Source organism: Corynebacterium pilbarense (assembly GCF_026930265.1).
Classification (GTDB): domain Bacteria; phylum Actinomycetota; class Actinomycetes; order Mycobacteriales; family Mycobacteriaceae; genus Corynebacterium; species Corynebacterium pilbarense.
Map to the genome: position 1 here is coordinate 88,331 of NZ_JANRML010000006.1, position 13,433 is coordinate 101,763.

Sequence of the window (13,433 nt, forward strand, 5' to 3'; positions counted from 1 at the left end):
GGTGTCCGCAAGGTGAACATTTGGGAAACGTGTGAATTTGCTGTGGGCTACTCGCTGAACTGGGATTGGTGCAGGCGCCAGTACGCACCTTGCTTTGCGACGAGCTCCGCATGCGAACCTTGCTCCACTATGCGTCCGTCTTCCATCACCACAATCACGTCCGCATCGCGGATGGTGGATAGGCGGTGCGCGATGACAAACGAGGTGCGGTTGGATCGCAGCGCGTGCATGGCCTGCTGCACCATGACCTCGGTGCGGGTGTCCACCGACGAGGTCGCCTCATCCAGGATCAACAGCGCCGGCTGCGACAGGAACGCGCGCGCAATCGTGATCAGCTGGCGCTCGCCAGCGGAGACGGACCCGCCGTCCTGGTCCACTTCGGTGTCGTAGCCGTCCGGCAGCGAGCGCACGAAGCGGTCCACGTAGGTGGCCTTTGCCGCCTCGATGACTTCCTCGTCGGTAGCGTCTAAGCGCCCGTAGCGGATGTTGTCCATGATGGTGCCTTTGAACAGCACCGCGTCTTGCAGCACCATGCCGATCTGGCCGCGCAGGTCCTCGCGGGAGTACTCCCGGATGTCCGTGCCGTCGAGGGTGATCGCGCCGGAATCGACGTCGTAGAAGCGCATGATCAGGTTCACCAGCGTGGTCTTGCCGGCGCCGGTGGGGCCGACGATCGCGGCGGTCTGGCCCGGCTCCACCCGCAGGTGCAAATCACGGATGAGGGGCTCGTCGGTGTAGGAGAAGGACACGTCGCGGAACTCCACCAGGCCTTCGGCGCGGCCGTCCATGCGGGCTGTGGTGCTGTCTGCGGGTTCTACTTCAGCGTCGAGAAGCTCGAAGACTCGCTCCGCGGAAGCGACACCGGATTGCAGCATCTGCATCATGCCGGCGATCTCGCCGAGCGGCTGATTGAACTGGCGGGAGTACTGGATAAACGCGGTGGCGCCGCCGAGTGTGAGCTTGCCCGAAGCGACCTTCACCCCGCCGAGCACCGCGATGGCCACGTACGACAGGTACGAGATGAACTGCATGGTCGGGTGCATCGAGTTGGCCAAAAACTGCGCCTTTTGCGCCGCGCCCGCGAGCTCGTTGTTGCGCTCGTCGAACTGCCGGCGAAGCTCGTCCGTGCGCCCGAAGATGACCGCCACGTCGTGGCCGGAGAAGGATTCCTCCACGTGCCCGTTGACGTCGCCTGTGGCTTTCCACTGGGTGGTGAACTGTTGCTGCGAGCGCGTGCCCACCAGGCCCATGACCAGGCCTGTCAGCGGGATGGCCAGCAGCGCCACCAGGGCCAGCTGCCAGGAGATGGCGAACATCATCACCAGGATGCCCACCACCGTCAGGATCGCGTTGAACAGCGAGGACAGGGACTGCTGTAGGGCCTGCTGGACGTTGTCCACGTCGTTGGTGGTGCGGCTCATCACGTCGCCGCGCTGGCGGGTGTCAAAGTAGCGCAGCGGCAGGGCGTTGATCTTTGTCTCCACCCGCTCGCGCAGGTTGAACACCGCGCGCATGGTCAGCTTGTTCAAAATCGCGCCCTGCGCCCACATCAGCAACGACGCCGCCGCGTACAGCGCCACCACCAGCACGATGAGCTGGCCAAGCCGGTCGAAGTCGATGCCGCTACCGGGAGTCAGCTCCATCGCCGAGGCCATGTCGGCGAAGCGGTCCTGGCCCGCGGCGCGCAAGCCCTCGACCGCCTGCTCCTTGGTAGTGCCCGGCGGCATGTGCTTGGACATCACGCCGGAGAAGATCACGTCCATGGCCCGGCCCATCACGCGCGGGGCGTACACGGCCAGCACCACGGACACGGCATTCATGACAAGCACCGCCGTCAGGGCCAGCTTGTACGGGGCGAGCAACCCCAGCAGGCGTTTCGCGGACGGCAAGAACTGCTTGGCCTTGCGCGGCGCCTTGTTGGAGTAGTCGTCGCCGGACATCTTCTCTTCGTACTCGGCGAGCTGGTCGTCTGTCAGCTCGGACCCGTGCTGGTTGCTCATGCGTCCACCTCCGCCTGGCTCCCCGCGATCTCCCGGTACGTCTCGCTGGTCTCCAGCAGCTCGTCGTGGGTGCCGCGCGCAACGATGCGCCCGGCCTCCATCACCAGAATCTGGTCCGCGTGCCTGATCGAGGACACTTTCTGCGCCACCACGATCACGGTGCGCTCCTGCACGATCTCGCGCATCGCCGCGTTCAGGTTCGCCTCGGTAGTCGCGTCCAGCGCGCTAAACGAGTCGTCGAAGACGTACACCTTCGGATCCGCCACAAACATCCGCGCGATGCACAGGCGCTGGCGCTGCCCGCCGGAGACGTTGGTGCCGCCCTGGGAGATCGGCATGTCCAAATCGTCCACGAACTCGGCCTGCGCGGTCCGCAGCGCCGCCCACAGCTGATCATCGGTGGCGTCCGGGTTGCCCATGCGCAGGTTTGACGCCACCGTGCCGGAGAACAGCCACGGCTTCTGCGGCACCATCGCGACGGCCTTGACCAGTTCCTGGCGCGGGATGCGGGTGACCGGATGGTCGTCGATAAGCACATGCCCCGAAGTCGGGGAGTACAGCCTGGGCAGCAGCCCGGCGAGCGTGGTCTTGCCGCTGCCCGTCGAGCCGATGATCGCCGTCGTGGTCCCCGGGCGGGCCTCGAACGAAATGCCCTCAAGCACCGGTTTCTCCGCGCCCGGGTAGGTGTAGGAGACATCGTCGAAGCGCACGATACCTTTGCCTATCGACGCCCCTCCGGTCACCGACGCCTTCACCTCATGCCCGAGCACCTCCTCGATGCGGTCAGCGCAGACAATGGCGCGCGGCAGCATCATCAGCATGAACACGCCCATCATCACCGCCATGAGAATCTGCATCAGGTACTGCATGAACGCGGTGAGTGAGCCCACCTCCACCAGACCCTCGTCCACGCGGTGGCCGCCGAACCACAGCACCGCGGCCGTGGCCAGGTTCAAAATGAGCATGATCACCGGGAACATGGTCACGAACACCCGGCCGATGTTCAGACTCAGCCTGGTGATGTCGTGGTTCGCTTCGGTGAAACGCTCGGCCTCGTAGTCCTCGCGGCCGAACGCGCGCACCACCCGGATGCCCGCGATCTGCTCGCGCAACAGGCCGTTGATCGCATCAAGCTTTTCCTGCATGCGCTTGAACAGTGGCATCAGGATCGCCGCGGTGATGCCCACCACGACAGTCAGGACGAGCACCGCCGCGACCACCAGCCACGACATGCCCGCGTCCTGGCGCAGCGCCATGATGATGCCGCCGATGGCCATAATCGGCGCGGCAACCATGAAGTTCATGAACAACAGGAACGTCATCTGCACCTGCTGGACGTCGTTCGTGCCGCGCGTGACCAGCGTGGCGGCGCCGAAATGCGCCATCTCCTCGCTATCGAAATCGGACACCCGGTTGTACACGGCGGCCCTGATGTCGCGGCCGGTGTTCATGGCCACCTGGGAGGCGAACCACACTGCCGCGATCGCCGTTGCGATCTGCACCAGCGCGACCGCCAGCATCGTGCGGCCGGTGCGCCAGATATACGGCACGTCCGCCTGGGCGACGCCGTTGTTGATGATGTCCGCGTTCAAGTCCGGCAAGTACAGCGTGGCCAGGGTCGTGACCAGCTGCAGCGCGATAACCAGCGCGATCTTGCCACTGTACCGCTTGCCAAAGCGCGCGGTGAGGCGGATGAGATCCATGAGTGCCCCTCTCTTTTGTCCGGGGCAATCCTAGACCGGTGGGGCCGCGCTGCTGCGATACCGCTGCTGCCTAAACGCCGATATCGGCGTTTACGGCGCCAGCTGCTGTAAAAGACCAGGTCGCGGCTCGGCGCTCAGGCTAAATGCCGATATCGGCGTTTGCGGCTGGGGCAGCGGCGGCGGGTGTGCCCGCCGAAACGCTTACTGGCCGGCGCGGGAGTGGCCGAGCATGTCCTCCCACTCCACGATCTTCTTGCGCTCGCGCGGGAAGTTGGCGTCGGCGGCGCCGAGGGCGCGCTCGGCCTCGTCGAGCTTGTACCAGCCTTCCCAGGTGGCGTAGTCCACGCCGCGCTCGCGCAGCAGGTCGAAGATATCGTCGGCGCCGGTGTGGGTCGGCGCGGCGAGCTTGCCGGCGTCCGCGTCGGCGATGAGCATGTCGGTGGTTTCCTTGGCGTCGGACTTGGTGTTGCCGATCAGGCCCACGGGTCCGCGCTTGATCCAGCCGGTGACGTAAAGCTTGTCCTCCGGAGCGGCACCCTCCTCGGCGGTGACCAGCACGCGGCCGCCGTCGTTGGGGATGACGTGGCGCTCCAGGTCGAAGGGCACGCCCTCGACCGGCTCGGAGCGATAGCCCACGGCGTGGTAGACCTGCTGGACCGGCCAGTCGGTGAACTTGCCGGTGCCGCGGATGCCGCCGTTGCCGTCGAGCTCCTGGCGCTCGGTGCGGATGCCGGTCACAGCGCCGGAGTCGTCGGTGAGCACCTCCACCGGTTCCTCAAAGAAGTGGATGTGGATCTTGTGCGGCGCGTCGTCCGGCTCGCGCATGGCGTACTGCTCCAGCACCTGGCAGTTCAGGTCGACGGACTTGTCGGAGCGGCGGACCTGCTCGGACAGCTCGTCGTAGTCGATGTCCTCGGGGTCCACGAGCACCTGGATGGTGTCGGACTCGTCAAGCTCGCGCAGCTCCTTCGGCGTGAACTTCGCCTGGGCGGGGCCGCGGCGGCCGAACATGTGCACCGTCTCCGCCTTGTTGTTCTTCAGGGACTCGTAGACATTGTCCGGGATTTCGGTGACGGTGAGCTCGTCGCCGGTCTTGGCCAGGATGCGGGAGATATCGAGCGCCACGTTGCCCACGCCGACGACGGCGACTTCCTTGGCCTCGAGGTTCCAGTTGCGCTCGAAGCGCGGGTTGCCGTCGTAGAAGCCGACGAACTCGCCGGCGCCGATGGACTTGTCGCCGCCCGGGATAAGCAGCTCGCGGTCGCGCACGGCACCGGTGGAGATGACGACGGCGTCGTAGTAGTCGCGCAGGTCGTCGATAGTGATGTCGCGGCCGACGGTGACGTTGGCGATCAGGCGCAGCTTGTCCTTGTCCAGCACGTTGTGCAGGGACTTCACAATGCCCTTAATTCGCGGGTGGTCGGGTGCCACGCCGTAACGGATCAGGCCGAAGGGGGCGGGCATCTGCTCGAAGAGGTCGACGTGGACGTCGTGCTCTTCGTTGCGGATTAGCAGGTCGGAGGCGTAAATGCCGGCTGGACCGGCTCCAACTACGGCGACGCGCAGGCTCATAAGTTCATTGTCCTTTCGCAAAAGGGTGTGTTGATGTTGGACACTATAGCGTATAGACCGAGTGGTCTTAAACCCGCAAATATTTTCACCCTCAACACCCGTAAAACGTTTACATTCACTGCCTTAACCGGCACTTTCTCCGGTCTGGTTGTTTTAGACCGAGTAGTCCGGCACTATTGGCCAGCAGTAGCTCCGGGCCGCCCGGATGCGTACAGAGTTGTCTATTTAGGGAGAGCAGATGAGCGCACCCACTAAGCCCAGGACACGCCCGAAGAAGTCGGAGGGGCAGTGGCTAATAGACGGCTCCGCGCCGCTGAACCACGACGAGGAGATCAAGCAGGAGTCTCCGGTCCTGGACGTCAAGCAGCGCGTGATCGACGTCTACTCCAAGGGCGGCTTCGATTCGATCGACCGCGAGGACCTCTACCCGCGTTTTAAGTGGCTCGGCCTGTACACCCAGCGCAAGCAGAACCTGGGCGGCGAGTTCACCGGCGAGGACAACAGCGTCCTGGAAGACAAGTACTTCATGATGCGCATCCGCTTCGACGGCGGCATCTGCTCCACGGAGCAAGCCCGCGCCGTCGGCGAGCTTTCCCGCGACTACGCCCGCTCCACCGTGGACCTCACCGACCGCCAGAACATCCAGTTCCACTGGGTGCGCATCGAGGACGTCCCCGCGATCTGGGACACGCTCGAGGAACACGGCCTGAATACCTGGGACGCCTGCGGCGACGTGCCGCGCGTGATCTTAGGCTCCCCGGTCGCTGGCATTGCCAAGGACGAGATCATCGACGCCACGCCCGCGATCCGCAAGATCCAGCAGATCGTCACCGACGACGAATTCCAGAACCTGCCGCGCAAGTTCAAGACCGCGATTTCCGGCAACGCCCGCCAGGACGTGGTCCACGAGATCAACGACCTCGCCTTCATCGGCGTCGAGCACCCCGAGCTCGGCCCCGGCTTCGAGTGCTACGTCGGCGGCGGGCTGTCCACCAACCCGATGCTCGCGCAGTCCCTCGGCGCCTTCGTCACCCTCGAGCAGGTGCCGGACGTGTGGGCGAACGTGGTGCGCATCTTCCGCGACTACGGATACCGCCGCCTGCGCAACCGCGCGCGCCTGAAGTTCCTGGTCAAAGAGTGGGGCGTGGAGAAGTTCCGCCGCATCCTCGAGGAGGATTACTTGGGCTATGCGCTTGCCGACGGCCCAAAGGCCCCCAACAACCTGGTCGACCGCGACCACATCGGCGTGCACGAACAAAAAGACGGCAACGTCTACATCGGTGTGAAGCCCACGCTGGGCCACATGTCCGGCGAGCAGCTCATTGCGCTTGCGGACCTGGCGGAGAAATACGGCGTGACCGACCTGCGCTTCACTCCGTTTAAGGAGGTGTTGTTGCTCGGGGTGGAACCGGAGGACGTCGAGAAGCTGCAGGCTGATTTGGAGGAAATGGGGCTGTATTCCAAACCCTCCGAGTTCCGCCGTGGCCTGCTCAGCTGCACCGGCCTGGAGTACTGCAAGCTCGCGCACGTGACCACGAAGTCCCGCGCGATCGAGCTGGCGGATGAGCTGGAGGAGCGCTTCGGTGACCTGGATTCGCCCATCACCATCTCGCTCAACGGCTGCCCGAACGCGTGCGCGCGCCACCAGGTCTCCGACATCGGGCTCAAGGGCCAGATGGTGGCGAACGAGGACGGCGAGAAGGTCGAGGGGTTCCAGGTGCACCTCGGCGGCACGATCGGCGAGGGCGCGAACTTCGGCCGCAAGCTGCGCGGCCACAAGGTGCTGTCCACCGAGCTGACGGATTACGTCACGCGCGTGGTGCAGCATTACGTGGACAAGCGCGAGGACGGGGAAACATTCCGTCAATGGGTCGCCCGCGCAGACGAGGATGATCTGCGATGAGCTTTCGCCGGGCCCCGAATCCGAACCGCAATTTCCCCTCGTTTTGCCCCTATTGTGGCGGGGAGGACCTCTGGCCGAACGAGGAGACGGACTTTGCCTGGAAATGCGGGGAGTGCCTGCGTGTTTTCGAGGTGAAGTACCACGGCCAGGACGATCCGGACACCCCGCACGCGCCCGCGCCGTCGACGGAGGAGGCGCTGCAGGCCTCCCTGGCGCGGCACGGGCACACCGCAGTAGTGAAGGAAGAGAAGCGATGACCAACCTGCTCAACCAGCCGGGAGGAAACTTCCGCGACCCCGAGATCAGCCCGGCAGGGCCGAGGGAGACGGCGGCGTTGCCGGAGGACGTCGCCAAGCAAAACGCCCAGCTAGTCGAACAGTGGGCACCCAAGCTTTACGACGCCTCCGCCGCCGACATCCTCGCCTGGGCCCACGAGCACGCACCCGGCAAGCTCGCGGTGACCCTCTCCATGGAGAACACAGTGTTGGCGGAGTTGGCCGAGCGTCACCTGCCCGACGCGGACTTCCTCTTTCTGGACACCGAGTACCACTTCCCGGAGACCCTCGAGGTGGCCGACGCAGTTGAGGCCCGCTACCCCTCGCACACGCTGGTGCGCGCAACCGCCCAGCTCAGCCGCCCGGAGCAGGACAAGGTGTACGGCCCGAACCTGTACCTGCGCAACCCCGGCGCGTGCTGCCGCATGCGCAAGGTTGAGCCGCTGGCGGTGCACATGAGCCCGTACGCCGGCTGGATCACCGGCCTGCGCCGCGCCGACGGCCCCACCCGAGCAGAGGCACCCGCGCTGAGCTTGGACAACACCGGGCGGCTGAAGATCTCCCCGCTGGTGACCTGGTCGCTCGAGGACACGGAGGCATTCGAGGAGGACAACGACCTGATCATCCACCCGCTGACCCGTCAGGGCTACCCCTCCATCGGCTGCGCCACCTGCACCATGCCTGTGGCTGAGGGGGAGGACCCGCGCGCCGGGCGCTGGGCGTTCGCATCCAAGACCGAGTGCGGCCTGCACGAATAAAAGGAGTGTTAGAGAAGATGACGCAAGCAACGACAACTGAGCTGTCGCCGCACCTGAAGGACTTGGAAAACGAGTCCATCCATATCATCCGCGAGGTGGCCGGGCAGTTCGACAAAATCGGCCTGTTGTTTTCCGGCGGCAAGGACTCGTGTGTGGTGCTCGAGCTGGCGCGCCGGGCCTTCGCGCCGGCGGCGATGCCGATTGAGCTGTTGCACGTGGACACCGGGCACAACTTCCCGGAGGTGATCCAGTTCCGCGACGAGCTCGTCGAGAAGCATGGCCTGCGACTGCGCGTGGCCGAGGTGCAGGACTGGATTGACCGCGGCGACCTGCAGGAACGCCCCGACGGCACCCGCAACCCGCTGCAGACCGTGCCGCTGGTGGAGACCATCGCGGAGGTCGGCTACAACGCCGTGCTCGGTGGCGCGCGCCGCGACGAGGAACGCGCCCGCGCCAAGGAGCGCGTGTTCTCCGTGCGCGACTCCTTCGGCGGCTGGGACCCGCGCCGCCAGCGCCCCGAGCTGTGGGACCTGTACAACGGCGCGACGCTGCCGGGCGAGAACGTGCGCGTGTTCCCCATCTCCAACTGGACCGAGGCGGACGTGTGGGAGTACATCGGCGCGCGCGGGATTGCTCTGCCGTCGATTTACTTCGCGCACGACCGCGAGGTGTTCGGCCGCGACGGCATGTGGCTGACCCCGGGCGAGTGGGGCGGCCCGCGCGACGGCGAGCAGCTTGAGACCCGTCGCGTGCGCTACCGCACCGTGGGCGACATGTCCTGCACGGGCGCGGTCGACTCCGACGCGTCCACGATCGACGAGGTGCTCGTCGAGATCGCCAACTCCACCCTGACCGAGCGCGGCGCGACGCGCGCCGACGACCGCCTGAGCGAATCCGCCATGGAAGACCGCAAGAAGGAAGGCTACTTCTGATGACTACGACTACCGCTTCCGCCGCAGCCGCGCTCGCGGACCGCGAAACACTGCGCCTGTGCACCGCGGGCTCCGTCGACGACGGCAAGTCCACCTTCGTCGGCCGCCTTTTGCACGACACGAAGTCCGTGCTTGCGGACCAGCTCGCCTCCGTCGAGCGCACCTCGGCCGACAGGGGCTTCGAGGGCCTCGACCTTTCCTTGCTTGTCGACGGGCTCCGCGCCGAACGCGAACAGGGCATCACCATCGACGTGGCCTACCGCTACTTCGCCACCGACAAGCGCACCTTCATCCTCGCCGACACCCCGGGGCACGTGCAGTACACGCGCAACACCGTGACCGGCATGTCCACCTCCCAGGTGGTCGTGCTGCTGGTGGACGCCCGCAACGGCGTGGTGGAGCAGACCGTCCGCCACCTCACCGTGGCCAAGCTGCTGGGCGTGCGCACCGTGATCCTGGCGGTGAACAAAATCGACCTGGTCGGCTACTCGGAGGAGACCTTCAACGAGATCAAGGCCAACTTCGATGCCAAGGCCGCCGAGCTGGGCATCGAGGACCCGCACGTGGTGCCGATTTCCGCGCTTCGTGGAGATAACGTCGCGGAGCGCAGCGACGCGACCCCCTGGTACACCGGCCCGACCGTGCTGGAGCTGCTGGAGACCATCCCGGTTAACCACGGCCGCGCCGACGACCTGGACTTCCGCTTCAGCATCCAGTACGTGCTGCGCGAGCACGCCAGCGACTACCGCGCCTACGCCGGCCGCGTCAACGCCGGTTCCATCTCCGTCGGCGACGAGATCCTCGCCCCGTACGGCCGGAAAACCACCGTGGCCGGCATCGACTCCACCGACGGCCCGGTGGAGACCGCCCACGCCGGCGACTCGGTTGCCCTGCGCCTTGCCGACGAGATCGACCTGACCCGCGGCGACCTCCTGGCTTCTGGAACCCGGCCGGAAGACACAAGGGAGTTCGCCGCCACCGTGGTGGGGCTGACCGAAAAGGAGTTGCGCGCCGGGCAGGCTGTGAAGCTGCGCATCGGCACCGCGTTCGTGCGCGCCCGCGTGGCCAGCGTGGACCGCGTCCTCGACATCGACGGTGCCGCCGGCGACAACACCTCGCCCGAGGCTGTCGCGCTCAACGAGATCGCGCACGTGACCATCCAGACCGCCGACGAGTTGCCGGTCGAGCCCTACGCGGCCCGCGGCGCGGTGGGCAATTTCCTGCTCGTGGACCAGGCTTCCGGTAACACGCTGGCTGCGGGTCTCGTCGGAAAGCGCCTGCGCTAGGAGCACCCACCATGACCGCGCTGATCACCCTCTCCCACGGCTCGCGCCACCCGCGCGCCAAAGAGGGCATCCGCGCGCTCACCGAAGCGGCCGCCGAAAAGCTCGGGGTGGAGTGGGCGGACGCGCACCTCGAGTTCGATCGCCCCACCCTCGCCGAGGCGGCCGCCGCGCTGTCTTCGCCGCGCGCGATCGTCGTGCCGTTGCTGTTCACCCGCGCGTTCCACGCGAAGGTGGACGTGCCGGCCCACCTGGCCGAGGCGCGCGAGCACTGCGACCTCACCCTCGCAGAGCCGCTCGGCACCGGCCCCGACATCGCCGAGGCTCTGCACAAGCGCTTGCGTATCGACGCACCTTCGGCCTCCCACGCCACCCTTTTCCCCGTCGGCACATCGGACACTGCACAGGCTGCGAACTACGCCCGCCTGGCGGACAGCCTTGCGCGTTTGGCCGGGGTCGATGTGTCGGTGGTGCAGGCGACGAGGGGGGACCGGAGGTTCGTCGATAGGCACACGCACGTGCTGCCGCTGTTTGTCACCCACGGAACACTTCTGGACCGGATCCCGCCGCACCTCACGGCCTCTGGGCCGCTGACCACAGACCTCGCGGACGTCGTTGCCAACCGCTACCGCACTGCCGAAAAGGACGCCTGAGATGTACAAGATTGAGACGCTGCTGCTCATCGCCGTGGCCGGGCTGGCCGCCCAACTTGTCGACGGCGGCCTCGGCATGGGCTTCGGTGCCACCTCGTCCACCATGCTCATCGCACTGGCCGGGCTGACCCCCGCGGCCGCGTCCGCCGTCGTGCACACCGCCGAACTGGGCACCACCCTCGCCTCCGGCGTGGCGCACACCCGCTTCGGCAACGTGGACTGGCGCACCGCGTTCGCCATCGGCATCCCCGGCGCAATCGGCGCTTTCCTCGGCGCGACGGTGCTGGTGCGCCTGTCCACCGAAGCCGCGCGGCCGGTGATGTCGCTCATTCTGGCCCTGATCGGGCTGAACCTGATGCTGCGTTTCGCACGCGGGCTGACCCAGCGCAAGCTGGTGGAAAAACCTCACTCCCGCGGGTTTTTGGCCGGGCTGGGCCTGTTCGGCGGGTTTGTGGACGCCACCGGCGGCGGTGGCTGGGGGCCCGTGACCACCTCGACGCTGCTGTCCGCCGGGCGCGCTGAACCGCGACGCATCGTCGGTACCGTCACCACCGCCGAGTTCCTGGTCACCACGGCCGCCACCCTCGGGTTTGCGGTGGGGATGTGGCACGATTTGATGGCTAACCTCGCTGGGGTGCTCGCGCTGCTGGCGGGCGGAGTTGTCGCCGCGCCTATCGGAGCGTGGGTGGTCACGCGCATGAACCCCATCGCCCTCGGCGGGGTCGTGGGCACCTTGATCGTGTTTCTGAACCTGCCGGTGGTGCTGAAGTTCCTCGGCGTGGACTCCGGACTGTGGGTCGTGCGCGTGTTGGTTCTGGTGCTCGGGGCGGCCCTGTCCGTACGTGGCGTGCTCAAGGCGCGCCAGAACTCGCGGGCCGCTGGGGAGCGCGAGGGAGCGACAGTGGTCGACCCGGAGCCAGCCCGCCTACGATAAACAACCATGTCTGACTTGCTTATCGTCGCAGCCATGAAAGAAGAGGCCGCGGACATCATGTCCGGCGGCGACCACGAGGTGCTGATCACCGGCATCGGCACCCTGCCCGCCGCGATCGCGCTGACCCGCCGCCTGTCTTCCGGGCCGCTGCCGTCGCGCGTGATCAACGTCGGCACCGCCGGCGCCCTGGTGGACTTGGAGCCTGGCGTCTACGAGGTCTCCGATGCCGTCAAGCACGACTTCAAAGTCGGCGGCACCTCTGAGATCACCGACTTTGTCTACCCCCGCTGGTTCTCGTTCGACCCGCTGACCGAGCTCCCCAAGGCCAAGCTCGCCACCGGCGACGCGTTTGTGAACCGCTCCGATCTGCGCGACGAGCTCGCCCGCGAGTGCCAGCTCGTGGACATGGAGGGCTATGCCCTGGCCGCGGTGTGTTCCACCTTCGGCGTGCCGCTGACGCTGCTCAAGCAGGTCTCCGACTCCGCCGATGAGTCCGCCTCCGAGGTGTGGGAGGCCGCCCTCGAGCGCGCCCGCGTGGAACTGGAGCAGGCGCTGCGCGAGCACCTGCGCTAATCGCCCGGGGCCGCTGCGCCCCCGGCGACCGCTCCCTGCGCCTCATTTTGCGAATCTGCTAGTTGCCCCGCACGCCCAACTAGCAGATCAAGTGTCCAACTTTCTGTTGTCCCAGGTGATGTTGGAACCAGGTGCCAGTAAGGAGCTCATCTGCTAGTTCCACTTTTGGGCAACTAGCAGATGAGCCCGCAGCGATGTGGAGGCACCACAAACCCAGAGCACGAAACCCCTATTAAGCGCGAAAATGGCGCTTAATAGGGGTTTCGTACTGGGGGTCTGACGGAGGGAACAGGGCCCTACTTCGCGAACTCCTCCACGAGCGTGGCGTTGAACGCCGGCAGGTCGTCCGGGGTGCGGGAAGAGATGAAGCCAGAGTCGACCACAACCTCCTCGTCGACCCAGTTGGCGCCGGCGTTGGCCAGGTCGGTCTTGACGTTGGCCACGGAGGTGAGCTTCACGCCCTTGAGCACGTCGGCATCGGCGAGGATCCAGCCGCCGTGGCAGATCACGCCGATCGGCTTGCCGGCGTCCTTGAACGCCTTGACCAGTGCCACTGCGTCGGCGTCGGTGCGGATGGTGTCGGCGTTAATGGTGCCGCCGGGCAGGATAAGGGCGTCGAACTCGTCGGCGGAGGCGTCGGCCGTCTTGGCGTCGACAGCCACCTTCGCGCCCTTCTTGCCTTCGATCTCACCGGTTTCGGTGGAGATGACCTTGGCGGTCGCTCCGGCGGACTCCACGGCTTCCTTCGGGGAGGTCAGCTCCGAATCTTCGAAGCCGTTCGTGGCGATGATTGCGACGTTCTTGCCGTTGAGGTCAGCCATGGTTTCGTCCTTTCGTCGATGAGTAA

The 13,433-nt window shown here is 66.2% G+C and carries 12 protein-coding genes; 8 read left to right on the forward strand and 4 right to left on the reverse strand.

Features of this window, described 5'->3' with window-relative positions; all coding sequences use genetic code 11:
- Positions 1-47 precede the first annotated feature (47 nt).
- The 3 genes from NUW87_RS06360 to NUW87_RS06370 all read right to left on the reverse strand — a co-directional run bounded on the left by NUW87_RS06360 (position 48) and on the right by NUW87_RS06370 (position 5,275).
- Positions 48-2,000 (reverse strand): ABC transporter ATP-binding protein, encoded by a 1,953-nt coding sequence (locus NUW87_RS06360; protein ID WP_269027746.1) that lies wholly within the window; start codon positions 1,998-2,000, stop codon positions 48-50.
- The gene (locus NUW87_RS06365) at positions 1,997-3,703 is read right to left on the reverse strand and encodes an ABC transporter ATP-binding protein (RefSeq protein WP_269027747.1); all 1,707 of its coding nucleotides are present in this window, start codon (positions 3,701-3,703) and stop codon (positions 1,997-1,999) included. Before NUW87_RS06365 ends, NUW87_RS06360 begins: the two co-directional genes overlap by 4 nt.
- A gap of 201 nt (positions 3,704-3,904) precedes the next feature.
- Entirely contained in the window at positions 3,905-5,275 is a 1,371-nt protein-coding gene (locus NUW87_RS06370) for an FAD-dependent oxidoreductase (RefSeq protein WP_239217447.1), read from the reverse strand.
- A gap of 238 nt (positions 5,276-5,513) precedes the next feature.
- On the opposite strand from NUW87_RS06370, the gene NUW87_RS06375 reads away from it, so the two are divergent.
- Genes NUW87_RS06375 through NUW87_RS06410 form a run of 8 tightly spaced genes read left to right on the forward strand, consistent with a single transcriptional unit; the run spans position 5,514 to position 12,586 of the window.
- A complete protein-coding gene (locus NUW87_RS06375) occupies positions 5,514-7,178 on the forward strand; it encodes a nitrite/sulfite reductase (RefSeq protein WP_269027748.1) in 1,665 nt (554 codons plus the stop codon).
- Positions 7,175-7,435 carry a hypothetical protein gene (locus NUW87_RS06380; protein ID WP_035000191.1) on the forward strand — a complete coding sequence of 87 codons (261 nt, stop codon included), beginning with the start codon at positions 7,175-7,177 and terminating at the stop codon, positions 7,433-7,435. The genes NUW87_RS06375 and NUW87_RS06380 overlap by 4 nt, the downstream gene beginning before the upstream one ends.
- Entirely contained in the window at positions 7,432-8,211 is a 780-nt protein-coding gene (locus tag NUW87_RS06385) for a phosphoadenylyl-sulfate reductase (RefSeq protein WP_269027749.1), read from the forward strand. Before NUW87_RS06380 ends, NUW87_RS06385 begins: the two co-directional genes overlap by 4 nt.
- Positions 8,212-8,228: 17 nt before the next feature.
- Positions 8,229-9,143, forward strand: a complete 915-nt coding sequence (gene cysD, locus NUW87_RS06390) for a sulfate adenylyltransferase subunit CysD (RefSeq protein WP_194560608.1) — start codon at positions 8,229-8,231, stop codon at positions 9,141-9,143.
- The gene (locus tag NUW87_RS06395) at positions 9,143-10,429 is read left to right on the forward strand and encodes a sulfate adenylyltransferase subunit 1 (protein ID WP_269027750.1); all 1,287 of its coding nucleotides are present in this window, start codon (positions 9,143-9,145) and stop codon (positions 10,427-10,429) included. Before cysD ends, NUW87_RS06395 begins: the two co-directional genes overlap by 1 nt.
- An 11-nt stretch (positions 10,430-10,440) precedes the next feature.
- Positions 10,441-11,079, forward strand: a complete 639-nt coding sequence (locus NUW87_RS06400) for a sirohydrochlorin chelatase (RefSeq protein WP_269027751.1) — start codon at positions 10,441-10,443, stop codon at positions 11,077-11,079.
- 10 nt (positions 11,080-11,089) lie between these two features.
- Positions 11,090-12,013 carry a sulfite exporter TauE/SafE family protein gene (locus NUW87_RS06405; protein WP_269027777.1) on the forward strand — a complete coding sequence of 308 codons (924 nt, stop codon included), beginning with the start codon at positions 11,090-11,092 and terminating at the stop codon, positions 12,011-12,013.
- Between the two features lie 6 nt (positions 12,014-12,019).
- Positions 12,020-12,586, forward strand: coding sequence for a nucleosidase (locus tag NUW87_RS06410; protein WP_239217442.1), 567 nt, complete (start codon positions 12,020-12,022; stop codon positions 12,584-12,586).
- A gap of 296 nt (positions 12,587-12,882) precedes the next feature.
- Here NUW87_RS06410 and NUW87_RS06415 read toward each other — a convergent pair whose 3' ends face one another.
- The gene (locus NUW87_RS06415) at positions 12,883-13,407 is read right to left on the reverse strand and encodes a type 1 glutamine amidotransferase domain-containing protein (RefSeq protein ID WP_239217441.1); all 525 of its coding nucleotides are present in this window, start codon (positions 13,405-13,407) and stop codon (positions 12,883-12,885) included.
- Positions 13,408-13,433: the final 26 nt, after the last annotated feature.

What these genes read in the sequence shown, in the direction of transcription:
- NUW87_RS06380 (WP_035000191.1), top strand. Translation starts at nt 7,175, where the DNA reads ATGAGCTTTCGCCGGGCCCCGAATCCGAACCGCAATTTCCCCTCGTTT.
- cysD (WP_194560608.1), top strand. Translation starts at nt 8,229, where the DNA reads ATGACGCAAGCAACGACAACTGAGCTGTCGCCGCACCTGAAGGACTTG.
- NUW87_RS06385 (WP_269027749.1), top strand. Translation starts at nt 7,432, where the DNA reads ATGACCAACCTGCTCAACCAGCCGGGAGGAAACTTCCGCGACCCCGAG.
- NUW87_RS06375 (WP_269027748.1), top strand. Translation starts at nt 5,514, where the DNA reads ATGAGCGCACCCACTAAGCCCAGGACACGCCCGAAGAAGTCGGAGGGG.
- NUW87_RS06410 (WP_239217442.1), top strand. Translation starts at nt 12,020, where the DNA reads ATGTCTGACTTGCTTATCGTCGCAGCCATGAAAGAAGAGGCCGCGGAC.
- NUW87_RS06365 (WP_269027747.1), bottom strand. Translation starts at nt 3,703, where the DNA reads ATGGATCTCATCCGCCTCACCGCGCGCTTTGGCAAGCGGTACAGTGGC.
- NUW87_RS06360 (WP_269027746.1), bottom strand. Translation starts at nt 2,000, where the DNA reads ATGAGCAACCAGCACGGGTCCGAGCTGACAGACGACCAGCTCGCCGAG.
- NUW87_RS06415 (WP_239217441.1), bottom strand. Translation starts at nt 13,407, where the DNA reads ATGGCTGACCTCAACGGCAAGAACGTCGCAATCATCGCCACGAACGGC.
- NUW87_RS06400 (WP_269027751.1), top strand. Translation starts at nt 10,441, where the DNA reads ATGACCGCGCTGATCACCCTCTCCCACGGCTCGCGCCACCCGCGCGCC.
- NUW87_RS06370 (WP_239217447.1), bottom strand. Translation starts at nt 5,275, where the DNA reads ATGAGCCTGCGCGTCGCCGTAGTTGGAGCCGGTCCAGCCGGCATTTAC.
- NUW87_RS06395 (WP_269027750.1), top strand. Translation starts at nt 9,143, where the DNA reads ATGACTACGACTACCGCTTCCGCCGCAGCCGCGCTCGCGGACCGCGAA.